The sequence below is a fragment of the Microbulbifer variabilis genome, assembly GCF_052468405.1.
This window is the reverse complement of the sequence record NZ_CP174343.1, coordinates 2495149-2521131: the sequence shown is the minus strand read 5'-3', so window position 1 is coordinate 2521131 and position 25983 is coordinate 2495149. Positions and strand designations below refer to the sequence as shown.

General features: G+C 41.7%; 28 protein-coding genes. 22 read left to right on the top strand and 6 right to left on the bottom strand.

The window, feature by feature from the left end; all coding sequences use genetic code 11:
* Window positions 1-4: 4 nt before the first annotated feature.
* The 9 genes from ACJJJB_RS11535 to ACJJJB_RS11495 all read left to right on the top strand — a co-directional run bounded on the left by ACJJJB_RS11535 (window position 5) and on the right by ACJJJB_RS11495 (window position 5179).
* Window positions 5-382 (top strand): hypothetical protein, encoded by a 378-nt coding sequence (locus ACJJJB_RS11535; protein ID WP_445364949.1) that lies wholly within the window; start codon window positions 5-7, stop codon window positions 380-382.
* A gap of 133 nt (window positions 383-515) precedes the next feature.
* The gene (locus ACJJJB_RS11530) at window positions 516-764 is read left to right on the top strand and encodes a hypothetical protein (protein WP_445364948.1); all 249 of its coding nucleotides are present in this window, start codon (window positions 516-518) and stop codon (window positions 762-764) included.
* Between the two features lie 136 nt (window positions 765-900).
* A complete protein-coding gene (locus ACJJJB_RS11525) occupies window positions 901-1185 on the top strand; it encodes a hypothetical protein (protein ID WP_445364947.1) in 285 nt (94 codons plus the stop codon).
* A 78-nt stretch (window positions 1186-1263) separates the two neighbouring features.
* Window positions 1264-1563 carry a hypothetical protein gene (locus ACJJJB_RS11520; RefSeq protein ID WP_445364946.1) on the top strand — a complete coding sequence of 100 codons (300 nt, stop codon included), beginning with the start codon at window positions 1264-1266 and terminating at the stop codon, window positions 1561-1563.
* 883 nt (window positions 1564-2446) lie between these two features.
* Window positions 2447-2926: a hypothetical protein gene (locus ACJJJB_RS11515; protein WP_445364945.1), complete on the top strand. Its 480-nt coding sequence runs from the start codon at window positions 2447-2449 to the stop codon at window positions 2924-2926.
* Window positions 2927-3132: 206 nt separating this feature from the next.
* A complete protein-coding gene (locus ACJJJB_RS11510; RefSeq protein WP_445364944.1) occupies window positions 3133-3441 on the top strand; it encodes a transposase in 309 nt (102 codons plus the stop codon).
* Complete coding sequence (locus ACJJJB_RS11505) at window positions 3396-4049, top strand: IS3 family transposase (RefSeq protein ID WP_445366284.1); 654 nt, start codon at window positions 3396-3398, stop codon at window positions 4047-4049. Before ACJJJB_RS11510 ends, ACJJJB_RS11505 begins: the two co-directional genes overlap by 46 nt.
* Before the next feature lie 269 nt (window positions 4050-4318).
* On the top strand, window positions 4319-4642 hold the full coding sequence (locus ACJJJB_RS11500; RefSeq protein ID WP_020413309.1) for a hypothetical protein: 324 nt from the start codon (window positions 4319-4321) through the stop codon (window positions 4640-4642).
* A 180-nt stretch (window positions 4643-4822) separates the two neighbouring features.
* Window positions 4823-5179 (top strand): GmrSD restriction endonuclease domain-containing protein, encoded by a 357-nt coding sequence (locus ACJJJB_RS11495; protein WP_445364943.1) that lies wholly within the window; start codon window positions 4823-4825, stop codon window positions 5177-5179.
* 127 nt (window positions 5180-5306) lie between these two features.
* Here ACJJJB_RS11495 and ACJJJB_RS11490 read toward each other — a convergent pair whose 3' ends face one another.
* From ACJJJB_RS11490 to ACJJJB_RS11480, 3 genes are all read right to left on the bottom strand, one after another.
* Window positions 5307-6134, bottom strand: a complete 828-nt coding sequence (locus ACJJJB_RS11490; protein WP_445364942.1) for a hypothetical protein — start codon at window positions 6132-6134, stop codon at window positions 5307-5309.
* A 1093-nt stretch (window positions 6135-7227) separates the two neighbouring features.
* Window positions 7228-7746, bottom strand: a complete 519-nt coding sequence (locus ACJJJB_RS11485) for a hypothetical protein (RefSeq protein ID WP_353376639.1) — start codon at window positions 7744-7746, stop codon at window positions 7228-7230.
* A 55-nt stretch (window positions 7747-7801) separates the two neighbouring features.
* The gene (locus ACJJJB_RS11480; RefSeq protein ID WP_282953020.1) at window positions 7802-9025 is read right to left on the bottom strand and encodes a polymorphic toxin type 44 domain-containing protein; all 1224 of its coding nucleotides are present in this window, start codon (window positions 9023-9025) and stop codon (window positions 7802-7804) included.
* 1119 nt (window positions 9026-10144) lie between these two features.
* Here ACJJJB_RS11480 and ACJJJB_RS11475 point away from each other — a divergent pair.
* The 3 genes from ACJJJB_RS11475 (at window position 10145) to ACJJJB_RS11465 (ending at window position 13281) form a co-directional block, all read left to right on the top strand.
* On the top strand, window positions 10145-10717 hold the full coding sequence (locus ACJJJB_RS11475; protein WP_445364941.1) for a LexA family protein: 573 nt from the start codon (window positions 10145-10147) through the stop codon (window positions 10715-10717).
* Window positions 10718-12089: 1372 nt separating this feature from the next.
* Window positions 12090-12671, top strand: a complete 582-nt coding sequence (locus ACJJJB_RS11470; RefSeq protein WP_353376643.1) for a hypothetical protein — start codon at window positions 12090-12092, stop codon at window positions 12669-12671.
* A gap of 82 nt (window positions 12672-12753) precedes the next feature.
* A complete protein-coding gene (locus ACJJJB_RS11465) occupies window positions 12754-13281 on the top strand; it encodes a CbrC family protein (RefSeq protein ID WP_445364940.1) in 528 nt (175 codons plus the stop codon).
* A 1162-nt stretch (window positions 13282-14443) separates the two neighbouring features.
* Here ACJJJB_RS11465 and ACJJJB_RS11460 read toward each other — a convergent pair.
* Complete coding sequence (locus tag ACJJJB_RS11460; protein ID WP_445364939.1) at window positions 14444-14659, bottom strand: hypothetical protein; 216 nt, start codon at window positions 14657-14659, stop codon at window positions 14444-14446.
* A gap of 1160 nt (window positions 14660-15819) precedes the next feature.
* On the opposite strand from ACJJJB_RS11460, the gene ACJJJB_RS11455 reads away from it, so the two are divergent.
* The 10 genes from ACJJJB_RS11455 to ACJJJB_RS11410 all read left to right on the top strand — a co-directional run bounded on the left by ACJJJB_RS11455 (window position 15820) and on the right by ACJJJB_RS11410 (window position 23342).
* Complete coding sequence (locus tag ACJJJB_RS11455; RefSeq protein WP_282953027.1) at window positions 15820-16257, top strand: hypothetical protein; 438 nt, start codon at window positions 15820-15822, stop codon at window positions 16255-16257.
* The gene (locus ACJJJB_RS11450; protein ID WP_282953028.1) at window positions 16254-16688 is read left to right on the top strand and encodes a hypothetical protein; all 435 of its coding nucleotides are present in this window, start codon (window positions 16254-16256) and stop codon (window positions 16686-16688) included. Before ACJJJB_RS11455 ends, ACJJJB_RS11450 begins: the two co-directional genes overlap by 4 nt.
* An 89-nt stretch (window positions 16689-16777) precedes the next feature.
* Window positions 16778-17131: a hypothetical protein gene (locus ACJJJB_RS11445; protein ID WP_353376646.1), complete on the top strand. Its 354-nt coding sequence runs from the start codon at window positions 16778-16780 to the stop codon at window positions 17129-17131.
* 154 nt (window positions 17132-17285) lie between these two features.
* Complete coding sequence (locus ACJJJB_RS11440) at window positions 17286-18290, top strand: hypothetical protein (RefSeq protein WP_353376647.1); 1005 nt, start codon at window positions 17286-17288, stop codon at window positions 18288-18290.
* Between the two features lie 83 nt (window positions 18291-18373).
* The gene (locus ACJJJB_RS11435) at window positions 18374-19099 is read left to right on the top strand and encodes an SIMPL domain-containing protein (protein ID WP_353376648.1); all 726 of its coding nucleotides are present in this window, start codon (window positions 18374-18376) and stop codon (window positions 19097-19099) included.
* A gap of 287 nt (window positions 19100-19386) precedes the next feature.
* On the top strand, window positions 19387-19872 hold the full coding sequence (locus tag ACJJJB_RS11430) for a hypothetical protein (protein WP_445364938.1): 486 nt from the start codon (window positions 19387-19389) through the stop codon (window positions 19870-19872).
* Between the two features lie 815 nt (window positions 19873-20687).
* Window positions 20688-21485 carry a nucleotidyltransferase domain-containing protein gene (locus tag ACJJJB_RS11425; RefSeq protein ID WP_445364937.1) on the top strand — a complete coding sequence of 266 codons (798 nt, stop codon included), beginning with the start codon at window positions 20688-20690 and terminating at the stop codon, window positions 21483-21485.
* Between the two features lie 262 nt (window positions 21486-21747).
* Window positions 21748-22002: a hypothetical protein gene (locus ACJJJB_RS11420; RefSeq protein ID WP_445364936.1), complete on the top strand. Its 255-nt coding sequence runs from the start codon at window positions 21748-21750 to the stop codon at window positions 22000-22002.
* 22 nt (window positions 22003-22024) lie between these two features.
* Window positions 22025-22519, top strand: a complete 495-nt coding sequence (locus tag ACJJJB_RS11415) for a hypothetical protein (protein WP_445364935.1) — start codon at window positions 22025-22027, stop codon at window positions 22517-22519.
* A gap of 589 nt (window positions 22520-23108) precedes the next feature.
* Window positions 23109-23342 (top strand): hypothetical protein, encoded by a 234-nt coding sequence (locus ACJJJB_RS11410; protein WP_282953037.1) that lies wholly within the window; start codon window positions 23109-23111, stop codon window positions 23340-23342.
* Window positions 23343-23781: 439 nt separating this feature from the next.
* Here ACJJJB_RS11410 and ACJJJB_RS11405 read toward each other — a convergent pair whose 3' ends face one another.
* Both ACJJJB_RS11405 and ACJJJB_RS11400 read right to left on the bottom strand, forming a co-directional pair.
* On the bottom strand, window positions 23782-24000 hold the full coding sequence (locus ACJJJB_RS11405; protein ID WP_445364934.1) for a hypothetical protein: 219 nt from the start codon (window positions 23998-24000) through the stop codon (window positions 23782-23784).
* A gap of 107 nt (window positions 24001-24107) precedes the next feature.
* Window positions 24108-25085, bottom strand: coding sequence for a trypsin-like serine peptidase (locus tag ACJJJB_RS11400; protein WP_444946490.1), 978 nt, complete (start codon window positions 25083-25085; stop codon window positions 24108-24110).
* Between the last annotated feature and the right edge of the window lie 898 nt (window positions 25086-25983).

Genomic DNA, 25983 nt, shown 5'->3' with positions numbered 1-25983 from the left:
TCATATGAAAATAATCACCGAGCAAGATGCTTACTTCCTTGTCGCTCTAAATGCATCAGAGGAGTCATCGCTGATAGAGCTAAAATGGGAGTTTGAGAAGTGGGACCACGGTTCTATTGATGTAACCAACATCATAGAATCTCTCATCAATGACGGCACCATTTTGCTAAGTGAGCGAGACGGAGATAGCTTTAGTGACTACTCCATAAGCGGCGCCCTAGTTAAGGCAGAGACTTGGAGTAATTCTGAGTCTTGGAGTACCATTCTATTTCTAACCGAGGCAGGCGATAGGCGGTGGGAAATCGACGATTGGGGTATTACCACGAAGCGTGCAAAGCATTTATTGTTTTCAAATAAAGGGAGCGTTACTCGTGTTCAGTAGCTGAGTAGAGAGCATGCCTAACAAAAAGCTTAACTACACTCCGGCCGCATGCGACCTCCGTCGGACAGCCAAAAGCGTGCTTCGCACTGGCTGCCGGTTAGCTCAATGTTAAATGTCATTCAGGATTAAAACGATGTTTTCATGGATAGTATTTATTTTAGGTTTAGTTGCTTCATGGCACTACACCGACCTTCAATCAGAAAGTGTATTTCAAAGTACGATCTTGCCAATTTTAGTAGGCGTATTTCTAATTCTACTGCTAATCAAATTTGTTTTTCTTTTAGGTTCGGATAGTGGTCGTGGTGGTCACAGTGGAGATGGCGGTGGTGGATTTTTTGGTGGTGATGGGGGTTGTGGAGGTGGAGATGGTGGCGGTTGCTAATGCTAACTTTAAAGTGCATGACAAAAACATTTAACAAAAATGTTAAACACCGCTACATGCCTTCGGCATTCCGCTGGATTCGCTCCTGCGTCGCTTGCCGTTTACATTGGCGTTATGTTTTCTGAACGAGTGAAACATGGATAAGAAGGATGCCCAAATAAAGATTCTTGCTCAGGCTGTTTATGAGATGCGCTTACTGCTTAGTGATCATCTTGGTAGCACTGATAAAGAAATGCTTTGTGAGGCTGTATCTGCGCATTTAGCTTACGCATTACATAATGAAGCCTTGGCAATAATTGAAGGTCGCCCTGAAGATTTCGATATAAATAAGGCAATCGAAAGTATCAAAAAGGTCGATGAAAGATACGGTGAGCAATTCGGGAATCGATTTGAGGAGCTTGTCAGTGCCACTAAAACATAACAAGCGCAGGTTGTCGGAACGCCTTTTCGCTCCTTCGTCGCTACAAGTCGTCCGCAACTGCAGGAGTTATTGGGCAACATGAATAAATTCAGCACTATGGTTGTCGCTTCTATTTCAGGACTGGTTGGACTGCTTGTCGGCCTAGTAGCATTTTTTATAAATTGGAACGTGTATGGAGGAGGTATGCCGGCTTACAAAGCTCTCTTGCTTCCGGGAAATATATCGCTAATTTATATATGGCATCCCATTTTTACGGAAGAAATCGATTTTTGGCCAAAACTTGTACTCCAGTCGCTCGGCCAATTTGGTATTGTTGTAGTAGTGAGCGGAGTCGGCACAAAGCTAGTAAGGTGGGCGCTGCAATTCCGAGCCCAATAACAAGGCCGAGCAGTTTGCTCCGGGCCTGCGGCCCTTCGCGGGGCAGCTTACTTTGTGCACGTTTTGCGCAGGTCGCTGCGCTCACATTTTTGCGCAAAACGCGCACAAAGTAAGCTGCCCCTGCCGGCGGCGTTAACTGTACGCTATGAATAAACATATTTGGGTGTCCGTAGTTATTATTGCCTTACCGTTTGCCCTTCTAATGATGGGGCGAAGCGATTCTGAGGCAATAAGTAATATTGGTCAGCTGGTTGAGATGCTATATCTCTCTCCTGGACTCATAGCGCCAGACGAACTGTTCGGGTTCCAAGAAGATATAGGGCTTCTACCAACAAAATTAGGTAGGTTTTTAGTTGCAACGTGCTATTTGTTGATTTATTGGGGCACTGTGTTCCTAATAAAGAAAGGCGTGTGTAGTGACGTGCACCACAGTTAACAAACACAGGCTGTCGGACAACCGGGACGGCGCTTCGCGTCTAAAATCGCCCGATTTCCGCAGTTGCGGGCGTTGTGTGCAAAAAACTCCGCCCTTTTCTAAACTAAAATACTCGCACAATGAATGAAAAGCACATCATACCCCTTTATTGGATTATTTTCATTATCATACCGACCTTAATTGTAAGCAGCGCAGTCATAGCATTCTCTATGCCCAAATGGATTATCGTAGTAACAGTCTTTAGCCTTCTTATTGTAGGTGAGCAGGGTTTAAGAAAGTGGAAACAAATCTTAAGTAGCAAGAAACCACCCAGATAACCATTACTAAATACACATAACAAGGCGCTCAAGGCGAACTCATTTTCATTACTTCAAATTTGTGCTTGAATAGCACAAATTAAAATCAACAAAAATCAGCCGCTTAGCACGGTGTTAGTGTTCGAGAATAATGAAGAATATCGTAATTTTATTGACATTATTTCTTTCAGGTTGCGTGGTTGTTACAGAAACAACCACAGAAGATGGTTTTGTGATTGCTTACGGAAAACTTCAGATCGACATACTTCAGTCAAATCTACACGAGGAAGAAATTAACGTTTCATTTGCAGATAAAGATGGCAATGAGTTGCCAGAAATTGCTCAAGTCCGCAAGTCAAACGGAAAAGTTGTTGTGAATATTGATCAAAACTGGGGCAGAGAATACGGAAATACAAGAGAGTGCTTATTGTATGGCGGAGATAGATTCTGCCAGATACAATCTAATCGCTTAGAATTTGAAGAGTACATTGTGGTGCGGAGCAAAGGTTCGCCTATTAGAAAGTACCTTATTTCCGATCTGAAAAACTGTAATCTATCTGGTCTTGTTTGCAAAAACCTAGGTGCTGATGGATGGGTGATTACAATGGATATCGCAGTGGTACAATACTAACAATCACAGGCAGTATCCTACGGCCTTTTGGGCCTCTGCGAGACGTTCTACTTTGCTCGCTTATTGCGCTGGTCGCTTCGCTCCCATTATCGCGCAAAAAAGCGCACAAAGTTGGCCGCCCCTGCTGTGGGCGTTATACGTAAGACTTGCCCACGTTTGGTAGACACCCTGTATAGTTAGGTTTAGGCCTAACATGGAGGTGTATCATGGGTAAGAAAAGAACTCGGGCGTATACGGAGGAGTTCCGTAGAGAAGCAGTTAAGAGAGCAGAAAAGCCTGGAGCAACAACGGCTTCTGTGGCTCGAGAGCTAGGCGTCAGCGCACAGCAGATCTACAACTGGCGTCGTCAATTTAATCGACTGTCTGATAAGCAGTTCAATAGTTTAGACGGCGTCAACTATTCCAAGCAGGAAAGCACTGAAGTTCGCAAGCTCAAGAAGGAACTGCATGAAGCACGTCAGGAGGTTGAATTTCTAAAAAAGGCAGCTGCGTACTTTGCGAACCACCAAGAGTAAAGTACGCACTGATACAAGAGCATGTAGGGTCATTCCCGGTTAGCTTGATGTGTCGGTGTTTAGAAGTCTCAAGATCGGGTTATTATCGATGGCGAGGGCGGTTGCCACCTCCTCGCACGATTAGAAAGATACGAACAATCGAGAAAATCCGAGAGACGTTTACTGCGTTTAAAGGTCGTTATGGAGCGCCTAGAATCGCTTGCGAGCTTCGAGAGTTAGGTGAGCCATGTTCACGGAACTACGTCGCTAAGCTTATGCATCAGGAGCATATTAAAGCGAGAAACGGCAAAGGCTTTCGATATAGTCAGCCCGTAGAGGGGAGCATTAATGTCTCCGCCAACTTACTTAAGCGTTGCTTTGATGTGGATCGACCAAATTGCCGCTGGACAAGTGACATTACGTATATCTGGGTTCTGGAGCGGTGGTTGTACCTCGCGGTAGTTATGGATCTGTACTCTCGACGTATTGTAGGTTGGGTATTCGACTCCCAGATGACCGATGAATTGACACGTCGAGCATTGAAAATGGCTCTAGAGCGACGACAAATAAAGCCTGGATTAATAGTTCACTCTGACAGGGGTGTGCAATATAGAGTGGTTGCTGCTTAGGCTTCATCAGCGGAATCTAAGATAAGTATAAATTTTGACAAATAGTGACAGGCATCTTAAGCAATCCCTCTAATCTGCCACTAAAATTCTATTATAGGGGTTCTCAAATTGGTCGACAGCGGTCAAAATATCGACCAGCAAAAGAGTGATTATGATTCTGCCATGTGCTTGGCTTTAATCAGAGATATAAACTATTTGATTTAATGGATTTAGCATGCAAGGTAGATAACATGGCACTTTTTTAGATGCCTTATTATTTAGATTAGAATATGAAAAAAATATATTTTCTTTGTGCTTTTTTTTCTATTTCAAACAATGCGCTTAGTGCCGAAGTGCCAGTGTCTGAGATCACGTACATTGCTCCCTGGACTCCCTTTGTTGATGTACGGATGAGCACGCCGGCTATAGACCCTGAGAACTGTGGTAGTAGCAGTTCATACCGTATTGATCTCTTAAACGATTCAGGAAGCGAGGCTAAACTGTCAACTTTACTTGCAGCTTTTATGGCCGGTAAACAAGTAGGCTTGAGTATTAGTGGCTGCTTAAGTGGTCGCCCAAAAATAAATGCCGTGCGCTTGTCTAATGTGCAATAACCTGTGTTTGTTCTCCTAATCTACCTCCTGCGATCCCTTAAAGCAACAATGAGGGGTCGTCATGCACCTGATTCTACCGTTTTATCTGGCTGCCACGCTGGTCTGACTCTGACGGTAATTGTCAGAGCACACACCATGAGCTCCTAGTTCAGTTCTCCTTGGCACCTGTAACCTTCACCAATGCTAAGCGCTGTAGATACAGGCCTGTGGTTGGACCCTTATACAGGTCAATTCTTTAGTCTGGCGTCCGACTTAGATGTTGAGCACATCGTGCCGTTGTCTTGGGCACATGAGCATGATGGTGCCAATTGGACCGTTAAGCTGAAGCGTCAATTTGCAGAAGACCCTGAGAATCTATGGCTAGTCGATGACGACCGGAACCAAACCAAGAGCGATAAGGGTCCCTATGAGTGGATGCTACCTTATGAACCGGTCCAGGTAATCTTTGTGCAGCGGTTTATGGCGATAGTGGAGAAATATGGACTGAAGTTCTCGCCGGAAGAGTCAACTCAGATATTGGCACTTCTGGAAGAGTAGGGTAGCCATAGCTCTAAGAGATCGTAGTCAGCCTTGGTTCTTAGAGCTATGTCAAAACAGGATCGTTTAATATGGCGGTTTGGTTAGGAATGTTACTCGAGAGCACCATTACCAATGGGTGGTGGTATTAACAGCTTACGCTTTTTGCAACACACCTGACCTCGTCACCTATTACTTCGCAAGTGACGTCAGCTTTCTTGCACCCTTCCAGGCCTGGCATATTTCCTCCCCAATTATTGTATCCTTGCAGGAATTCATTTATTTGCTCAGGAGTTTCAAGTACAAAAGTTCCAGCGAATCCTTTAACTGTCGTTGGTACAGAGTTGTTGTTGGCGTCTTTGGCGCTGCCTTCTATATACTCAAACTCTATTTGGTTGTTATTAATTTCAGAAATTTTGAATTTTGCAGATGATCCGTCCACAAAAACGATTGTTACTGTGATCTCTGCTTCGATTATTCCTGCAATTTCCGTTGCAGCTGTAGCATAGTTACCTATTTTATTTCTTAGGCCAATGTTTTCAGATAAATAATCTGCGATATCATTTCTAGTCTTACTTTTTCCTGACATGTCCCAGGCGCTATTTCCAATTTCAGCTGGAATTTGTATTGGGTCTGTTGTAGATAAATCTATATAGGCAATCATTAAGTTGTCAAAAAGATTCTCAAATTCGCTATCTACACTAGATGGTTGCCCTATTGCAGCGTCTGGCTCCATGCTCGATCCGCTTGAGTTCACACCTATGTATGCTTTAATAACGTCATTGTTAGTGTCAATTATGTAGTATTTCTTACGCCAGTTGTCGAGTGCTACCTCATTAGCTTTATTTTGATAGCTTTCACAGTTGTTGCACCAATATACGTTTGGTTCATAAAGTTCTGGGGGCATTATTATTATTTGTGCACTAATGCTGCCAGAAAAAATAAGAGCTAAGAAAGTCAAAAGTCTAGCGATCACGTTAAATATCCTTAATAAACTACTGGTTGAATGGTTCTGTTCCAGAGGCAGCCTGGATTACATAAAAATGAGCCTTCGCATCAAAAATTCAACCACTTCTAAGCATTTCGACAATATTTTACCTGAGGTTCACAGTGTGTGGGCTCCAGATGTATTACTCCTAGGTAGTTAAGCCTATAAGTGTCGATGTGCGCAGAATTATGTCAGCTATTTTGATTTGCATGGGGGCTACACTTTGTAGTTATAACATTATGCGTATTCGTTGATGTTGTATTTACCTTATAAATTATTTCGGTACACTTCTTCTTAAGATTCTTTGGCAGCTGATGCTACCAGTGTTTCAAATGTCTATCAATTAAGAGGCGCTCTATTTTTGGTGCAGTTGAGCCATAAAACTCTATTACTCTTAATGGATAGTCAAAAAAGGGATAATAAATACCTTTGCCAGTTTTGACTTAAAGTATTTAGGATGTGTTTTTGTTGCTTTATGTATTCTTAAGATAAAAAGATGTATCTATTGCACAGAATTTTTAGCTAATTTTCAGCATAAGTTAAATTTATTTTCCTAATCTTTGCTTCAGCTCTTTGGATGCAGGCGGTTTAACTTAGCCCTATTTACCTTCATCAGCATTAAGAGCTTCATGGCCAACAAAGGGGTGCGCCTAGACACCTACATTGGCTAGTTCTTCAGTCTGATCCGTTGAACACACCCTCGCATTTTCCTGAGCTGACCAGTCCAGTGGTTTAGCTTGCTAGACAGAGCTAAAAAGATGTTTGCAGAAGATTTTGGGATCTATGGTTGGTCGATGACGGCCGGAACCAGAGCAAGGGGGACAAAAGCCCTGATGAGTGGATGCCACCGTATGAACCGGTCCAGGCAATCTACGTGTAGCGGTTTATGGCGATAGTGGAGAAATATGGGCTGAAGCTCTCGCCGAAAGAGTCAACTCAGATATTGACTCTCCTGGAAGAGTAGGGTCAACTGCTTTTGTATGGCCTTGCACACATTGTAATAATTGTCTTCAGTCTTGAGTACTTGCTAGGCCGTAAGATTTATGAGACCTCCTCCTTCATTTGAGGAGGTTGACGCCGTTCATTGAACATTACCTTTTAGATTGTTAACTTCAATTTGATCAGATTCAATCTTTCCAGAGTAGTCCTCTAATTCTATTATTAAGTGCCCCCCCTCTACAGACTTAATCTTTTCTTTTTTAACATTCTCGTATGTTTTTATCACAGTTTTTTTTGCGAGAATTAATGCTACTCTGTCTAGTCTGATAAGATTAGATAGAGTGGAAGAAGTAAAGGCCCCTCCATCAAATCTATCAAAAGTATAATAAGTGCTTGGGTTTATTTCGTATGATGATTTTTTTTCTACTGAAAAATAATAAATCGTAGATATTGCCAAAAATAATACGCTATATTTAACCTTTTCTCTAAATGAGACTTTCCACTGTTTCAGTATCGTAAAGTAGATTGAAAAAATTATTACAAAGAATAGAAATATATTAAGCAGGGATGGAGAGTATTTCCAGAAAAAATCATACCCAGTAAAGGGGAAAATCATAAGGAATGTGAAGTAAATAATTGCGGTCAAGACAATTTTTATCATAGTGATATTCACTTATAAGTGAGGCCTACCTTGGATTGACAGGCCTCAAAGTAGTTTAAAGCGATTCTACAATGATTACAGTTCTACTACAGCTACCCCAGCAGCCACCAGATCCGAAATACATACCGCCTCCGCTCCAACCTCCACCATACCCTAGACCACCAATACCATAGCCTGGAGCAGCTGTAGTAGGTGAGTTTACAGTTTTGTTCGGACTGCAAGAGTCAGAGTTGCTATCGGCGTTAGCATCATTCTCATATATATCTTTACTATAACTATGCCCGCCCTTAATTGGTGCCGCATCATCATGGTTGTCCCCTTCTCCGGTTGCGAGCGCATGAGCAATATTTCCCACTAATTTTCCAATATCATTAGCGTCGGGGTGGTTTGAGTTATTATAGTTTTGCCACTGTTGTACTACTGCTCCAGCGGTAAGTGCTTCCTGTTCAGTAAAGCCCATTTGATGAGCGGCAGCTCCATAAAACCAATTCCCAAACTCTTGGTCTGCATTGTAATTCGGGTTGTTTTTAAGGTCATAGGTTCGATTAGGTGCAAACATGCTAGCCATAACCGCCGCACTTAACGTGACTTTCCCTCCAGGGAGTTTGCTTGCTGCGATGCCTGCTCTCTTGAATTGCTTCAAGTGCTTATTGATATCAAAATTTGATGGCGGATTTGGGGCCTTCTGACTTGCAGTGCATGCTTGAGCAGAGCTTGAGGTTGCCATGAAAAATACGGGTTCTCTACACATGACGCTGTCACAGCCACCCGGATCAATAGGAGGAATTGTGGTTCCACCTCCTGAGCTGCCTCCTGAGCTGGTTTGTGATTTAACGTCGTAAATCTTTACAATAACCTGGGCTCTTCCATTTACCATAAGGTATGTAATGTCAACATCTTTGTTAGAAGTTAATTTTATGGTTGGAGCAATTTCGACAATGAGAGATTTATTATGTGTATTTAACGAAATTGCGTTAACAGTATCAGTACCTGAGATTGAATTTACGACTAGTTGCTTGGTATTGGAAGACCCTACCTCATATACAGATAATTTATTCTTAGTATCATCAAAAGCAAAGGAGACTATGTCAACTGGTGTTGAAGAAGGGATTTTATCTAGAGAAAAGCAGTTCTGATAAGAATTGGATTTATTTAGTTCAACCTGGACTAGGTCATTTTTTTCAATAACCACACAGTCCATACTGTCAGAGGCGAAAGCTTTACTACCAGCTAACCCCCCAATCAATAGTAAGCCAGAAATAAATCTTGACAAATACATCAATCAATTACCTATTTAAAGTTATCGTTATTGGCCAATAAATATTGACAATCGAAGATTACCAGGGTGACTTTTGGTGCACAACTGTCAAAAGTGACCATTTTCATATGCATGGTTGTTAGGAGTGCATATTGATACGCTCTTTGAGAGCCCCGCATACTGTGTGGATATTATTTAACGGTTAGAGCTAGCGAGAGTCTTCTTGCTGGTTGCTTAACAACCATAGGGAACTGTTATTTCTAGTGGTGCCATGTGTATGGTGGTTTTTAGCAGCTTACTGATCTAAAAGTCTTGGGTGGAAGATAAGGGTCGAAAGGTTGATGTTAGAAAATGATAGATAGTAACCATTTTTCCCCGGGGGAAGTTGGGGCTGTTAGTAGGGTGGGAAGTTGAGGGCAATAGTGGAGAAGTATGGGCTGAAGTTCTCACAGGAAGAGTCAGCCCAAATTTTGGCCTTGTCACAGCAATAAGCCATCGTTATACCTTACTGCCCGCAAAGTAAATAGCTAGGTGATTGTTATTTGATGACTTCAGCATCAACTACTCTGCAACGGTTGGTGCTCGCGCAGTTATCAGCACAAAGCAGGTTAACACTCCTATCAGCCATCATAGCTGCAAGTAGTACGGACATCACTGCGCCATGATAATCCTGGCTTCGATCAAGGTAAGCAATATTATGATTTACACAGGTTCCTTCAATTGAAATAGTTGAACTCAGCTTTACAGATGTTGAGCTCACGCTAGTAACTTTCAGTCCCTCTTCGCTTGACCATTGGTCAGCTATGGAAGCAGAGGATATGAACAATAGAATGATGCTAGAAATTGGAAGGAGTGGTTTCATTTGAATCAAAGCCGTTAAACACGAGAAGGCTGATTTTATCAATTTTAAAAAGTTGATTCTAGATTGTAGGACGTGTGAGCTACGCCTCCCAGTATCTTCTCTGGCAGTAGTCGCTCAATCTCTGCCAGTGTTCTACACCGGCTCCCGCCGTCTTCTGTATATTCTGACTCCCTAAGCACACCTATGTGGGCGCCAACTTCTTTTTGATATCGATTCTGTGTATGTATACAGTATTTTGGTAGATTGCCTCTGTGTCGACAGAAAGAAGGAGTTGGACCATGACATTCATAGAGGTTGAAGCCGAGATACGCGCTTGCTTGGACACTATTGATATGACCGCAGACACTGCCGACCCGAAGTTAAGGGACATGCTTAAGGTTCAGGTGAACAACCTGAATGCGGCAACCAATGCACTAGTAGATGAGCTGAACAGTCTTAATGAGAGGCAGGCTCAGCTCAGAGAACTATTGAAGTTAAACTACTATGAAATTATCCCTTTATATAGCAGCGGCGTCAGCTGTGGCTTCCCCTCTCCTGCTAATGACCACAAAGAGACAGCCCTTAGCTTTGATGAACATTTAATAACCAAGCCGGCTGCCACTTTCATGTCGAGGGCTAACGGTGACTCTAGGCTGGGTGTGGGTATCTTTGACCGCTCACTGATACCTGTGAATGGTGATGTTGAGGTAGTGGTGCTTGATGGGCATCTAGCTTGCAAAATTTTGGATAGAGGGAGGGGACGCTTGCTGTCTGCAAATGAGAAATACCCACCAATTCCCATCTGGGAGGGCCAGGAACTGATAGTTGTGGGTGTTGTAAAGGCGTCAATTAGGTATCATGGTACTACTTAGTTTGATGCTGTATGTCTATACAGTCCCCTCACTATTTTCGACGCTGTTTGCGTAGGCGGCCATTTCAACTATAAAATCGTTTAAAATCAATGGGTTAAGTTTTTTACTAGTTCTTTTCGGGGTGTGGTGATCGTCGGTTCTAATCTGGCCGCTCCGACCATCTTTCTCTATATCTCATGCGGCTTTCAGCCAGTTTTCCCAAATGAGCGTAAAAAAACCAATTCCCAAGCGTATAAAAACTCTCAATCACTTCCACATTAGTGATTTCGGATCGATGCTAATGCCTCCGAGAAAGAGCTTCTCAGTAATCTCTGCATCTGTTTGGGCGCATGTTTCGCTATTTCCTCTGAGTTATGGCTGGTTTTCTTGAGTGGGTGAGAGGCTAGGTCATGAAAGGTTAGCTTGGCATTACTGGGCAAGTCCTGATGAACACCTACGTCATCGCTCACCTCCTTAAGCTGATTTGAAAGCTAGTCGGCACCATTGGTCATCTTGCTTTGCTCTCGACTGTCTCTTTTTGGGTTGATACGAAACTGCAAGCGGACAACGGTTAGTTTTAAGTGATAGCTCCGTAGCTTGATTTATTATTTATCGTAACCCTGAATGTTATGATTAGGTAAACCGTAAATAAACAGTGCGCTTTTCACTCTGCTGATTGGTAGGTTTTCTATCCACTTGCAAATACCAACTTCAGTAATGTACTCATTAAGTAAAAGGCGTCTCATAGTGGTTAGTAGAGATGGCTCTATCGCAATTGTAAGCTCTTGTAAGTCAATTTCCCGGCTGCATTATGGGTTAGCTAAAACTCACAAATAGTCAATTTCTGCCGAATTTTAGGATGGCACAGAACTAGTTTGGGAGCTTTGTCACTTGTATTGATAGGACTAAGTGTGCAGTGGTTTTGTAACAACGAAGACACTTTAGACAGATGTAGGCTAGGGGGTAAGTGCCGTTAATTTAGTAGTGAGCTAGATTTTCGAGGTAGAAAATCATCTGGCAGTGCATAGTTCGATTGCAGCTATCGATATACCAATTGGATAATACTGGCGATTGTTACATTGGTGGGGTCGGCGTATCGCAGGTGCGGGGGCCTGAATTGTAGAGCCATGGCTGACACTCACAAAAAGATCCTCTCTAACTTATTGATTTGATTTCGTGTAAAATACGTCAAAGAGTGCGAAGCTTTACCTGGCAACTTGATCCGGTAGCTCACTTTTTGGGGTTACTATTTAGATAAAAATTTAAATCCTACTTTAAATAAGGGATTTTTTGGAGCTTGAAGGGATGTTTTTATAGAAAGTGGCCAAATAAATAGTAAGTTTCTGGCTCTTTAATAAACTGTTAGAAATCACAAGGCTAAAAGGACAAGAAATTGAAGTATTTGCTTAGGTTAATAGTTGTTACTTTATTTATTACTGCGTTAAGTGGCTGTATTTCTTTCTCAAACATGAGTAAAGATTCTTCTTACTCCGATCTTGGTGAAGATTCAGTGATTATATTGGGTATAAAACCTGATTTCAGGGTTCATATTTATAAAGGGGAAGAATTAGATTATGGATGGGAAATGAATAACGTAGCAGTTACATTGAACACGTTTCCTGAGGGTGGGTATATCGTAGCTAAACTAAGCCCAAGAAGTGACGGTATAAATTATGGAGTTGGTGGTGTGTTACCTGAAGGTATTGGGGGACAGCTTTATATGCCCTGTGGAGGGAAAGAGACTATGACATTTGAGGCTCCGGCTGGGAAAGTCGTTTATGTTGGAAGTCTAGAATTTGTTGGAAGTAACGGATCAAAAAGTTTCAAGGTAACGAATGATTTCGATGATGCTAAAAAATACTTAGAGCAGGAATATCCCTCTTTCTCTAAGCACCTGGAATACAGTGAACCCGCCATTTTAAAAGTAGCCAATATTAGCTGTACTAGAACTATCTATATTCCAGTTGTGAGCTAACCGTTGTTCTAACGATTTTGGCAGGCGACGTCTGCTGTGCAGCCATACATGCTAAAGGCATTAGCTTTCCATCGGAGAACTCATGAGATTACCAGTATTTAAATACTACCCTGATCCAATTGGTACGGGTGCTATTGAGAAAACTAATGAAGAGTGTGAATGTTGCGAGAAGTACAGAGGATATAGAGCAACATCCACAATTTACGCTATAGACGAAGTGGAGACAATCTGCCCGTGGTGTATTTTTGATGGTTCTGCGGCAGCTAAATTTGATGGGCAGTTCTCAAGTTCACATTCGTTGCTATCAGATGCGATTGCGATGGATATTGTAAAAGAAGTGTGTGAAAGAACGCCTAGCTTTATCTCTTGGCAGCAAGAACGCTGGTTATCTCATTGCAACGATGCTTGTGAGTTTCATGGAAATGCCGAGAAATCTGATTTAGAAGAACTCTCCGGTGAAGATTTAAATGAATTTCTAAGCTCCGAGTATATAAGTACAGATATGTGGCCAAGTGTTTTACAGTCTTATGTAAAAGGTGGGCGTTTTGCAGTATATAAATTCATGTGCCGAGGCTGTGGTAAGAATAGGTTTTATACCGATTGTGATTAATAAGAAGATTAAGGACACCGAAAGATTGGAGAGAGGTATCAGTTACACAACAAGCATCAGTTCTGGAGACTCTTTATTTTGATTTAGAAGTAAGTGACGTGAATTACTGGGGATTAGTGTTCATGCTTTGGAAAGCTTTGTTTTTGGATATAAAATTGGCAATCGTGACGTTAAGTGTTTGGGGCAGGGCTAGATTGGCAGGGGGGGTAGCAGAGAGGAAGTGCCGGCAGTCGCCCACGCTGTCTACCCAATATTTATTGAGCTGACGACAAGCTTGTTGCACTGCCCCACTGATCCCACCGGGGCTTTAAAGCAGCTTTCAAAATCCCCGGTTGAGATATAGCTAGTGCCTGGGTGAGATACCAAGCCGCTCTAGGATAGGTGGTGTGCTTTTGGCAATACAACCTCGATTTCTGGGATCTAAATACCGGTCACTCTATTCCACAATCTCCAAAAAAGTCTTCCAGCTGAAAGGGTATCCCTTCTGACATATTCAAACGCTCACCACTAACAAACGAAAATAGATCTCTGGGCTGCTCATCATAGACTACTGTACGAGTGCGCCGTTGAATCTAAGTGTAATCAGGTTGTTCAGGTGACTTCGCGATATTGACACAGATCGGATTGAGGTCTACACGGGCTATATAGATGGCGAGGACTCTTTCATCCAGTAAAGCGTGGGATTTAAAGCGGCATACCCAAAAGTGGTCTGTACAGTTGTCTCCAGTATTAGCTTGACGGGCGATAGACTCATTCTCCATCCACAGTGAAGAAATCTATGTGCGGATCAAAAGGGAACGGAAAGCAAAGGCTTGAATATACTAAAAGGGTGGAATAACTCCAGGCACCCAATAATTAAAAACGGGATTCCAAGCAGAATCATCGCACCTCTGTTCGTGGGGCGATATACCCGCTCTGATTCGTATGCCTCTTGGGTGCCAAAGGTAATTAGGTAGCGAATTCGAAGTGGCCATGCTGGTGTCTTGGAGGTTTTTAACAAGCAAACCCTCTTAGCCGACTGAAGGAGAGGGTAAGCGAGCTTTCTCAGTCCCACATGACGTGAACTCACTGCCTGTTTTGCTATATACAGATCTGCCGTTTTAATACTACCGAGTTCACCAGCTACTTAAAGCGGCTTTTAGAATCGCACTGAAGACAGAGCCTATGCTTTGCCAAGATACCTAGCCTTCTGATGATGGAGGAATCCATCAATGCCCTCTAGCTCATGTGAGCCGAGTAAGCGACCAATCCAGCTGCCAGCAACGGAAGTTCCACTTTTGACGGAATCTGAATTTTGGTTTTTCTGCTCCTCGCAGCCCATTCTTTCCTGGGCGGAGCCTAAAGCAGCTTGGCTACCCTGCAAAGTGCCAGTCTGCACCTCTAGCCTTCAACCCTTCACGCTTTTTTGAACCTGTGTAACCAGAATCCCCTCTGATTTGTTGCGGCTATTTATGGGTAAAAACCTGTTGGCACCATATAACAAAAAATCAGGAGGTTAATAACTTCGGGGAAGAGAGGCGAGTGAAAGTGCTGTGTATCGACTTGTGTGTACAAGGCAGTGAAATGGGTGCATACAGCTTTGGGTGGGAGCTATGCCTAGCGATGTGGGGTATATCGTGCCCAAGAGGCTGCCAGGTGAGGGGCTGTTTGGAGGGCTCAAGTAGATGACTAGCCCAACCCGCAGATGATCGGTATTGAGCATGCAAGAACTGTCGATATTGAGTGAAAAATGAACAGCTATGCATTTTGCAGCAAAGATCAGCAGCAGCCTCTCATATCTATGGGTAAAAATTAGTAACTCATTGATATTTAAAGGGTTCCCAAATAGATATAAAGCAGCGAAAATGATGAGATATAAAGACACTGCTTTATATCTATTTTGGTTCATTTGCGCCAAGTACAGGTAACTTACTGATTCCTCGAGATTTTTCTTATGCTCGAAGAGAGAAGGGCTTGGAAATATGGAGTAGGGTAATATAAAGAAACTTCTTTTGAATTAACTGTTAGGGCTGCGCGTATGACATCTAGTGGATCAAAGCTTCTAATATCTTTCCTTCTTATCCCAAGTTCTTTATTTCTAATGAGGATTACAGGTTGGTTCGGATTGCTATTTCTTGTCTCTTTGATTTGCTCAATTCTGTTTTGCTTCGATTACGCAGCTGAACTTAGAGCTTTAGAACGGAAAACGAAAATTCAGGAATACATTTCAGTATTGCTATTTTTCCCTCAAGCAATATTTGGTTTAACATCTTTCTTAATAGGAATTTCGATAGCTGTATGGGTTCTATACAATACTTTCGTCGAGAAGCTACCTGAATACTCTGGAGGTGTTTTAACTTTTGGAATTGCTCCAGCATTGATATTGTTTGGTCTGGCTGCACTAAAGTCAGTTTTCTCAAACAAAAGGAACAAGGGAAATGAGCTCTAACAAGGCCATTAAAAATCGCACACTTCGCGTGCTGGACTCGCAACAAGTTGCTCGCCTTTTATATGGCGGCGTTAAGTGAAAATACATATCCATCAGATTCAGGCGTTTTAGTGAAGTACAAAATATTTATTGTTGCCGCTTTATTCTTATCCATAGCGGGTTGTTCAAGTACTATGGGTGGCTATATTGTCCCAGGAGAATCTATTGATCGTAATTTAGTTTACAAGGTTGAGAAGAATACGACTGATGAGAGGGGGCTAGATGAAATTATTTCACTTCAACTAAAGAAGAAAGGGTTGAAGGTTTTTGCTGAATCGTCAGATACTTCTAAAGACTATGATGTGAAAATTGTTTATGGGGGGCAATGGCAGTGGGATGTGACGTGGTATTTACTAAATGTGGATATCCGTTTTTATGAGAAAGAGTCCAGCCTGCTGCTAGCCTCAGCATATTCACATAGAACGTCCTTAGTCAGGAAAAAACCTTCACAAGTAGTTGATGAAGCTATTTCTGCACTATTTACTTTAAACAATAAGGAAGGAAGATGATTAAAAATACACTGCTACTATTTTCTGCGGTATTACTAACTGCCTGTGTTTCAAGCCCGCCTGTTTTGGTCCCAGACTCACTGAATAATGATTCCATTTCGGCAGTTGGTATGACTTGTAGTAGCCCTCATAAACTGTCGCAAGATTGTTCTGGCTTATCAGGACCTACTAAAAAGATCTCTATATCTGGCATGAAAATGAAGGTGGCTGGAACAAGTGATGGTACGGTTATAGTTATGTTTGGAACAAGTTCGATGAGTCCAAATATGCAGGAAATTAATACCAGCTATGAATTGATAAAGCGTGAATTAGTAGCCAATAAAATTGGCATTATTAAGGTAACCCCTGTTATTTCTTCAAATATTCTTTTTGGATATGCCATAGAAACAGATAAGCCATCTTATAAGCTTATATCCAAACAAAGTAGCTAACAATCACTTAACAAATTAAGGCAGCGGACACAAAACTGTGTTTTTGGTCCGTTGCTTAAAGCGTTAACAGTCAGAGGAAATAATTAACCATGTCATGGTTTTGGGATGCTTTTCAGCAGAGTCAGATCTCGGATAATCAAAAACTGAGTAGTGATGCAAAGCATGATGCTAAAGCGGCGCTTTCATCAGTCCGCGAGCTGGAAGAAAAAGTAGATCGTTTATCTTTGCTATGCCATGCACTATTTGAGGAGCTTGAGCGTTCTACAGGGTTCTCTGAGAGTCAGCTTAAAGAAAAAATGGCTGAAATTGACTTACGTGATGGGAAACTAGATGGAAAATTTGACCCCATATCTGGGAAGAACTGCCTTGATTGTGGCCATAAAATACGTAAGTCGCGCCCAAATTGCTTTTGGTGCGGCGCCAGTCTCAAAAGTATTGGCTGAGCCCCAGTTAACAAAGCAATACAGCCGACGTCTTACTTGGTGCACTTCTTGTACGGTCGCTGTGCTCCTATTTTTGTGCAAAAAGCATACAAAGCAAGTTGCTACTGATTGCGGTGTTAAGAGGCAAGAATAGTAGGTGCAATAATCACAGATTATGGAAGATAAAATTAATTCAGCAGTGAGAACGTTTGCTAGCTCGATAAACTCGGATAGTAAATTCATGGCTGATATGTCTGAACTAATTGAAGTGACGTCTCAGCTGCCTCTTTCGAGTTTTGATCACTGGGAACGTTCTATTCGTTCAGAATTTTCCTCGGCTATAAGGGAGTCTGTTCCCCCGAAGTGTGGGGTATGGTCAAAACCCAAGGAGTTAGTAACTTGGCTCGATCTTATTAGCTGGGATGGTTACAAACGTGAAAAAGCACTGCGAGCCCTTTCTGGGGCTGCGCCGAATACTTTCTTTTTCTCTCTGGCGGTTCGTAGACTCAATGATTGGGTGCCTCAAGTCCGTAAAGCCGCAAGGGAAACGCTTCTTGGGGTAGCTAGATCGACTGATCCAAAATTTGTAGTTGATGCACTATGTGTCACGCTTTCTAATTGGAACTCGTGGGGCAGGATAGAAGAAATAGATAAAGAGGTTCTTCTGAAAATTATCTGCGAAGAGGAAATAGCAAAGTCTTTTCGGTCTAAGTTAATTTCATCGGCTTCTGGACCTATGCTTTCACTCTTTTCTCAACTTGGCCGCACACCGATACTTGATGAGAAAATTGAAGAAATAGCTCAGTCTGCAATTCAGCCTACGGTTCGAGCTAAGGCATACCGCAGCTTATTTGAAGGGCGAGTAGCATGGATCGAAGGCCGAAAATGGGTGTGGACTGATATAAGGTACTGTGAAGGCAAGCTAAAACCTATCGTAGGTGAGCGAATGCTAGAAATTGAAATTCCGCTACTAGACTTATTAAAACGATCATCTGAAGATCGCTCGTCCATCGTTAGGCGCCTTTCAGCAGAGATATTGATACGGGAGTTAGGCAATTTAGGTATGAAAGCACGAGTATTCGCTGAGCGTTTTGCTTCAGATAACTCACACTCTGTATCAGAAAGGGGTGAGTTTGCTTTAAAGAAATTAGACGAAGCTGAGCGTGGCAGCGCCTCTTAACAAGCCCATGTTGTCGGATTAGTTTTCCGCTGCGCTACAAACTAGACACAAATGCGAGCATTAAAACTCCAAAGGAATCGCGCATGAAATATGTTTTGTTGGCACTATCTTTAATTGTTTCTTTTTCAGTTTTTGCCAATCCAGTACCCGAGTTTCCGTTTGTGATTGTCACTGAAAAATTGGAGCAAGAAGTTAAACCTGACTTGGTAAAAGTGCGCTTCAGTCTTTCAGCATATGATAAATCGTCAGATAAGGCGATGGATCAACTAACCAAGTTTTCTGCTCAAATGTTAGAAATCTTAAAGAGTAACGAAATTCCTATTTCAAATATCGAATCAACACAAATCGACAAGACCACTAAGCGAGCAAGAAAAGATGGAGCATACAACTTAGATATCTTGGGTTATGAGGTTCAGCAAGGATTCAATTTGCGTATTACTGATCTTACGAAGTACCCTAGCATAATGAATCAGCTAATCCGGTTAGACGGTGTTCAAAATATAGATGCATTCTTTGAAACTACCCGTGAAGATGAGTACAAAGAAAAAATGATTGTTGATCTGAGCTTCAAAACTCGGAAAAAAGCCGATGCCCTTGCTAAGGCCCAGTCTAGAACGGTCAAGAGTGTCTATGGAATTACTACCGAAGAGAATTTTGGGCAGGCATATGCAACTTTTTCATTGGAGTACAGCCCTCAAGCGTATGCTTTAGCCATGGAAGCTGATTCCTACGGTATGGATTTAGTAATGGCAGTTCCTGAATTTATCAAAGTAGGCCAACGAATAACCGCTATATATGAATTGAAGTAGGCGTCGTGCCAAGCTGCTGTAGGCCTAGGTATTGCTAACTTGAGTGATGAATACGAGAAGTCTCTCTCCTTGTTTCTTTACGTCAACTTAGAAAATGGTACTTATGGTAGGGGGGACCTTCACACAATCGGTGAAAATCTAGCTGGTTCGAAAGTTTTTGACCAATAAGAAAATGAAATTCATTCCAACTCTACAAGCTACTTACCATGAGTAGGTAAGTGGTGATATATTAGATCTATGAGGTACCTAGCCTAGGTATTGAGCTTTATGATTTTATGGTAAATATTGTGTTTCGAGTTAGATTAATTTTATTGTTGCTATTTTTGAAAAGCTCTGCAGCCAGCGCTTGTATTAAAATTGAAGATTTTATTTTTGAGAATATAATTTCTGCTAACTATGTTTTTATTGGTAAGGTAGAAAATTATATCGTTGTGGACAAGAATAGATACACCGGAATGCCAAGGCATGCTCTAATAACTTTTTCAGTAGAAGAGGAGTTATTTGGAAAGCGCGATAGCTCTATCGTGGATCTTTTCTGGACTAATTCTACCTTTGGATTGCCCGGTCAATTGGATGAGGATCGCTATTTAGTGGCATCTGCAAAGGTGGGTGGTCAGGGTATCATTGAAACCCAATATCCATTCAAGTTATCAAAACTTGAAGAAGTCTTGCAAGCTCCGTGTACTGCACCATTTTTGCTGAAACCAAGTGTAGATAATATTGAGAAAGCTAAAAAAGCTCTGAGTGTTGTGTCTGCGAGACAGATGAAGTAAGGAATATTCCCATCATTACTTCCTAGGTTTTGTTTGCCGAGCTAGCGACTACTACAGCCACCACCAATGGAAGTCCTATCTTTGATCGGATCTGCGCATTGCTTTTTCTACCCCCGTAGCTTATTCGGCCTTGGATAGTGTCTCAAACGGCTTGGCTACCCTACAAAGTGCAAGTCCGCACCTCGTCTTTCGAACCTGTGTAGCGAGAATCTCTGGATTCGTTACTGCCACTTATAAAGATGGTAGTAGTGAAGGACCTGTTGGCGCCGGATGGTAAAAAATCAGGAGATTAATGAGTTCGAGGAAGAGAGGCGAGTAAAGGTGCAGTGTATCGACTTGTGTTTACAAGATAGTGAGGTTTAGGCATAAAGCTTATGTGGAGGCTAAGCAGGTGATATTGAGCACACCGTGTGCAAGCGCCAGGTGGGTGATGGAGCAGTTTAGAGGGCTCAAGTGGATGGTTAGCCATAAACCTCAAATCTTCGGTTTTTGGCTATTTAGATAGACTGATATTGAGTGAAAAATATACAGTTGTGCATTCTATAACAAAGATTAGCAGCAGCTGCTCCTATTTTTAGGTGAAACTCAGTAACTTATTGATACTTTTAGGATTCTCAAATAGATACAAAGCAGCGAAAATAATGAGATATAAAGACGCTACTTTATATCTATTTTGGTGCATTTGTACCAGGTATAGATAATTGATTGAATTTCTTAGTTTTTTTCCTTCTCGAAGGAGCTAGGGTATATAAATATAAAACAGGGTGATACAAAGAAGCTTCTTTTGAATTAACTGTTAGCTTCAAGATGAAATTATGATAGACATCAGTATTAGAGAAGATATATTAAGTCGCCTAGAGAAGACTGAAGAAAAATTTGGTGTAACGATTCTTATGGCAATCGAATCAGGAAGTAGAGCATGGGGGTTTGCTTCACCTAATAGCGATTATGATGTCCGTTTTATCTATGTAAATAAACCTGAATGGTATCTATCGGTAGATTTGGAAGATAAGCGGGATGTGATTGAATACCCAATAGTTGATGATATCGATTTAAACGGGTGGGATGTAAGGAAGGCTTTGAAACTATTCTGGAAATCAAATCCTGCATTTGTCGAGTGGATCCAATCTTCAATATCTTACATTGATGATGGTTGTTTTCGTGATAAGTCATTAGAGCTGCTGCCTGAAATATATTCTACTGAAAAGGGTATATATCACTACAGAAGTATGGCAAAAACCAATTATAGAGGGTATTTACGTGAGGAAATGGTGCCGCTTAAAAAGTATTTCTATGTCTTGCGTCCATTATTCTCTATACAGTGGCTTGAAGAATATGGTACAGCCGCTCCAATAGAGTTTGAAAAAGTATTATCGTTAGTAACAAACAATGAGTTGCTTGATACAATTCATGCTCTTTTAGAACGCAAAAGGGTGAGCGAGGAAAAAATGCTGTCTCCGGCTATTCCCGTATTGAATCAGTACATTGAGGAGCAACTCACTCGTTTGGAAGATATAAAACTCCCAAAAGCTGATAGAAGCATTGAAATGGCCCAGCTAAATGAGCTTTTTCATTGTATTTTAGGTAATAAGCTAACAAGGGGCTCAATGTGACGCCTATCGACGAAAATTAGCTCTGCGTTAGGTACCCAGAGGAATTATGAGCGTAAATCTAGAAAAGCACCGAAGAATGAAATTACGTAAGGCTACGGGAACTCGTGTTATTAATTCGCCTGAGCCGGTTCCATTCCATCGTGGTCCCGAATACTTGGTTGCTCATGTATGCTTTAATTGCCGAAAAAGTTATAAAAGACCTGTTGAGTACTCTGGTAAAAAGGCGACTCGATGTCACCCTTGCCCAGGTTGTGGCGAATGTATGTATGAGATGGGACGTAGCTTTAAGGCACCAAAGGCAGTTGATAAGAGGCTGTGGCGTAAGGTACAAATTCTATTCGCTGCTGGGTTCCGATTCATCAGCTGTGGTTCCCATGAGGGCGCCAAGTTACCTGCTGAGTTAAGTGAACTAGAAGGTTTCTTAATCAATAATCAGGTGCACCCGCTAAAGGTAGCAGCACCTAACAAGCTAATGTTGCCGGACGGTTACCGCGATGCGGCAACCGCCGCAAATTAGAGCGTTATGTGAAAGGAAAATCATGAAAATAGTCAGCATCTTCATAGTCTTTGCTGGGCTCATCGTTACAGGATGTGCCACTACAAATACATCTTCTGTGGCGATAACATCAGCAAAGCCGTCACTTACATTTTCGCAAGAAGAAACTTGGAACCTCATGCTTGGAAAATGGTACGGAAGTCAACCGACTAAGGATGGTGGTAAGAGACAAGAGATAGTTGAGAGATTTCCGCAAGGAACCTACAAGATTACTTTTCGTACTTATGACAAAGACGGAAAAATCAAGGAACAAACCGAAGCCGGCCAGTGGGGTGTGTCAGGCCCAGTTTATTTTACAATATTTCGTGGTTGGGTTGAAGACAATCATCTTTCTCCGTCTAACCCCGCTGATCCGTTTAATTATGATGCTTATCGAATCATTAAACTGGATAACGAGATGTTAGAGTATGAGAGCTATAGTTCTGGGAACAAATATGTAATTAAGAAAGTGTCCAATGATTTCCAGTTCCCAGGCTAGTGATTCACATAACAAGCGGCTCAAATATGCAGGCAGCGCCTGCCGGGCTTACTGCTGCGAAGCTCGCTGCTTAGTCGGGCGTTATGTTTTTCAGGAGAGATTTCGCAGTGGGCTGATGAAAAAAATCTTCGATGTGACGAGCCCGATGAAATGATAATGGATCTTTTGTTAGCCAACGATGAGGATAAGCAATATAGGGTTTTATCCTAGCTTGATTTTAAATGCGAAAGTGAAGCTTTTGATAGTGTTGCGTCCAGAATTGCGGAATTATATGAGTGTAGCAAACTCGATTTTCATGAGGTTCCAAGCAAGCTTATTTTAATGAGTTTTCATTCGGTAAATTTAAGCAGTGATCAAGCTAAATGCTGTAGCTGGCTTGATGATGAAACCTGCTTAATTATGCAGGGTATTAAAGAGCAAGGCCCCGCAGAGGTTGAGCTAAAAGGATTCATGGAAATTGTAAAATTAAAACATAACAGGTGCCTGTAATTTGACTTCCGGCCACTGTTACCTTTTGTGCAAAACCCGCACAAAAGTCGCCATCAAAAATTTGCTTGGTGAGCCGGGCACTATTGACAATGGAGTATTGATGTCTCAACCAAAAGATAGAATTGTAGTAGCTAGCGATGTAAATCCAAGAGATGGCATTGGTGTCGAGATTTATAGAGACGACGAACTTGTCATAGAGATATTTCGAGATGATACGGAGAAAACCCGCACTGTCACAGTATTCAAAGAGTCAGTAACTCTTGAGCTAATGCAAGAATGTATTGAAATATTCAAAAAAGAAATCCCATGGGATTTTATTGAGTATGATGAATAAACACATAATAAGCGGTTCCAGAAAAAGAATTAGCGATCGGTAAGATCTGTAGAAAAAGATTTACTCAGACTTGAAGGTTCAAGCAAATGAACATAACTATCACAGGCAAGTTGCTTCGGTCCCGCGGGCCTGTGCGGGTGTTTTGCTCCACCTACTGTGGGCTTTATAAGTTAATTGCAAGAAATTCAGTAAACCCAATGTTTAAAAGCTGATCCCGGACACCTATAGGTTAAATAAATTACTTTAAGCTCACGTATTTTTTCTTTACTGGAATTATTAATAGCTAAGAAGTAGGTATTAGATCAGGCCTGAGATGCCTCCCTCTGATTGATCATAGATTGAGCATATAAGTGGAGCATCGGTATGACTGGTTCGGTTGATAGAGGTTTATTATTACTTGATGTACTGGCAGAGAAATAGATCTAGCAATCGCATACGCTCAGCGTACCGAGCTGTATTTTTCTGACAGAGATTTCAGCTTTTCAACTGTCTCCAAGTCGGAACTAAACCATATCTGTAGTGGGTAGGACTCAAGAATAACGACATCTTTTACTTGTCCTAGTTGTTCCAGGCGCTGTACTTCGCGTAAAACGGGATCAGGTGTCTTTAGACTGCCTCTCACCATCACACGATGCCATTCGGGCTCATCATCGGCCATTATCCCGCATGCACCTAGAAAAAAGATCAAAGGAATAAGTATTCTCATATTATTAACAAAGGCGCCCAAGGGCGCCTTTTTCCGAACTTGAGTGTGGTATTTTCACTTTATGGATAAGTGGCAATCCAATCCTGCAAGGTAGTATACACTGTGCTGGTTAAGCGAGTTCCGCAGTTCTGTGAGGGCGATCCAGTGGTGTGGATTCCGCGAACGGTGTTATTAGTATCTTTAATCCCACTGCCACTTTGGCCACCAGCTGTATCTAATGTATAACATACTCTATAGGTACTTGAGGATGTACTACCTGAGTCAGTCCACATAGTAGCAAATGGCTTATCTCCTGGGTATCCAGTAACGCTATGGGTTCCACTCGAATAGACCCCCCATCCTGAATATCCATTGTGAGGTGGTTCCGCTAATACAATAATCGCATAGTCATAGTTAGTGTCTCCATTATTATGCCATGCGGTGGTAGTCACAGCATTGGTCCAGGTTTCACTGCCCCAGGGTTTATAACTACCAGATTGGGCCACCGTGAAATCAAGAGAACTGAACCAGTTGCCGGAACCATCAGAAACACAGTGGCCTGCCGTTAAGACATGTTTTGCTGTAATCAATGTACCGGTACATCCCACATCAATGCGGCCATTATACCAGTGGGGATTTTGCACAGTATTAGTGATTTGAACTCTGTCGTCAGTGCCTATTACAACTGTGGGTAGCAGTCGTTCCTGACCTTCGACCATAGTGGGCAATTGCCCTTTAGAGGAAAAAACACTTGCATCCAAGCCTTGAGACTCAAAAATCGCTATAGCTTGCTCCAGCAATGAAAGCGATTTCTCATCTACGTCTGCTACATATTGCTTACCGTCTGGAGTAACCGCAATGGCGCTTAAAGAAGAGGTGCGCTCTATTAACGTATATTCTTTCTTTACAGCAGTCTCGTCTACTACCGGCTGCTTGGCAACATTATGCCCGCTGATGAAACTTGCGGCTTGGTCTATCTCAACAAAATTGTAAAGGGGATCTGCATATGATGCCCCTGAGAGTACTGCTAGTGAAAGAAAAATATGAGTTCTATTCATATCTAATCCCTCTAAATTAATAGATGTTTAGTAGCGGTACGACCATTTTTTATTTTCACACTTAATTCTTGTGCGGGCGCATAATATAGTACTTTCGTGCATATTTACAACTCGATGATTGTAAATTAGAAGCTAACCAACGCCAGTTTTCATACCAAAGAACGCCCTAAGTATTTCAAGAAATAATTAACATTCTTTATATGAAGAATTAAAAAAGCCTGCTGCTGCTGATATTTGTTGAAATACTAAACAAATGATTAAAGATATTCTTTCAGTCAGACTTTTAAGAAACCATTACTTGTTGTACTTTTACAAATATGAAAAAAATTATCATCAGTAATTCCATATAAAATCTATGAAAGTCACACTTGATAATTTAGAAATGCTAAATTAATCGGCTTGTCTGAAATCTGATGTCATCTGTTTAGCTTGTCCTATGAGCAGAAATCACACCTTAGTCGTTATATTTATATATATATTTTTATTATCTTAGAAGGATAAAGCAGGTACTGGAGTGCAATGATTCTGGACGCCCAAAGATTGGGACTCTGCAATTTAGGTGAGAGTTTTATGCAACAGTGTGCTGGATGGCATATTTCCTTTAGTGAAAATAGCAACATGACACCTAAATTTTTTTGAGTGTCATAAAGGGGTAAGTGGAAAATCCAGGATAGGTGTGCTGGAAATTTGAGAAGTTTAGTGGGTAGATTTTGCTTGCTTAGTTGATTGTTTGTTTCGGTGGGTGGTTGGGTAGAGCTAAGAATATATTGACAATCTCGTAGATCATATATTTTGCGCTTACTCTGCTATATTTAGATCTGTCGAATCTGTTATCTGTTTGGAGAGACTTTCAAAGTCACGATTTAGGAGTGTGATATCTTCATTGAAGTTGTTCCAA

Bases quoted from the DNA above. Each gene is read 5' to 3' on its own strand.
- ACJJJB_RS11535 (WP_445364949.1), top strand. From the start codon at position 5: ATGAAAATAATCACCGAGCAAGATGCTTACTTCCTTGTCGCTCTAAAT.
- ACJJJB_RS11530 (WP_445364948.1), top strand. From the start codon at position 516: ATGTTTTCATGGATAGTATTTATTTTAGGTTTAGTTGCTTCATGGCAC.
- ACJJJB_RS11525 (WP_445364947.1), top strand. From the start codon at position 901: ATGGATAAGAAGGATGCCCAAATAAAGATTCTTGCTCAGGCTGTTTAT.
- ACJJJB_RS11520 (WP_445364946.1), top strand. From the start codon at position 1,264: ATGAATAAATTCAGCACTATGGTTGTCGCTTCTATTTCAGGACTGGTT.
- ACJJJB_RS11515 (WP_445364945.1), top strand. From the start codon at position 2,447: ATGAAGAATATCGTAATTTTATTGACATTATTTCTTTCAGGTTGCGTG.
- ACJJJB_RS11510 (WP_445364944.1), top strand. From the start codon at position 3,133: ATGGGTAAGAAAAGAACTCGGGCGTATACGGAGGAGTTCCGTAGAGAA.
- ACJJJB_RS11500 (WP_020413309.1), top strand. From the start codon at position 4,319: ATGAAAAAAATATATTTTCTTTGTGCTTTTTTTTCTATTTCAAACAAT.
- ACJJJB_RS11495 (WP_445364943.1), top strand. From the start codon at position 4,823: ATGCTAAGCGCTGTAGATACAGGCCTGTGGTTGGACCCTTATACAGGT.
- ACJJJB_RS11485 (WP_353376639.1), bottom strand. From the start codon at position 7,746: ATGATAAAAATTGTCTTGACCGCAATTATTTACTTCACATTCCTTATG.
- ACJJJB_RS11480 (WP_282953020.1), bottom strand. From the start codon at position 9,025: ATGTATTTGTCAAGATTTATTTCTGGCTTACTATTGATTGGGGGGTTA.
- ACJJJB_RS11475 (WP_445364941.1), top strand. From the start codon at position 10,145: ATGACATTCATAGAGGTTGAAGCCGAGATACGCGCTTGCTTGGACACT.
- ACJJJB_RS11465 (WP_445364940.1), top strand. From the start codon at position 12,754: ATGAGATTACCAGTATTTAAATACTACCCTGATCCAATTGGTACGGGT.
- ACJJJB_RS11450 (WP_282953028.1), top strand. From the start codon at position 16,254: ATGATTAAAAATACACTGCTACTATTTTCTGCGGTATTACTAACTGCC.
- ACJJJB_RS11445 (WP_353376646.1), top strand. From the start codon at position 16,778: ATGTCATGGTTTTGGGATGCTTTTCAGCAGAGTCAGATCTCGGATAAT.
- ACJJJB_RS11440 (WP_353376647.1), top strand. From the start codon at position 17,286: ATGGAAGATAAAATTAATTCAGCAGTGAGAACGTTTGCTAGCTCGATA.
- ACJJJB_RS11435 (WP_353376648.1), top strand. From the start codon at position 18,374: ATGAAATATGTTTTGTTGGCACTATCTTTAATTGTTTCTTTTTCAGTT.
- ACJJJB_RS11425 (WP_445364937.1), top strand. From the start codon at position 20,688: ATGATAGACATCAGTATTAGAGAAGATATATTAAGTCGCCTAGAGAAG.
- ACJJJB_RS11420 (WP_445364936.1), top strand. From the start codon at position 21,748: ATGTATGAGATGGGACGTAGCTTTAAGGCACCAAAGGCAGTTGATAAG.
- ACJJJB_RS11415 (WP_445364935.1), top strand. From the start codon at position 22,025: ATGAAAATAGTCAGCATCTTCATAGTCTTTGCTGGGCTCATCGTTACA.
- ACJJJB_RS11410 (WP_282953037.1), top strand. From the start codon at position 23,109: ATGTCTCAACCAAAAGATAGAATTGTAGTAGCTAGCGATGTAAATCCA.
- ACJJJB_RS11405 (WP_445364934.1), bottom strand. From the start codon at position 24,000: ATGGCCGATGATGAGCCCGAATGGCATCGTGTGATGGTGAGAGGCAGT.
- ACJJJB_RS11400 (WP_444946490.1), bottom strand. From the start codon at position 25,085: ATGAATAGAACTCATATTTTTCTTTCACTAGCAGTACTCTCAGGGGCA.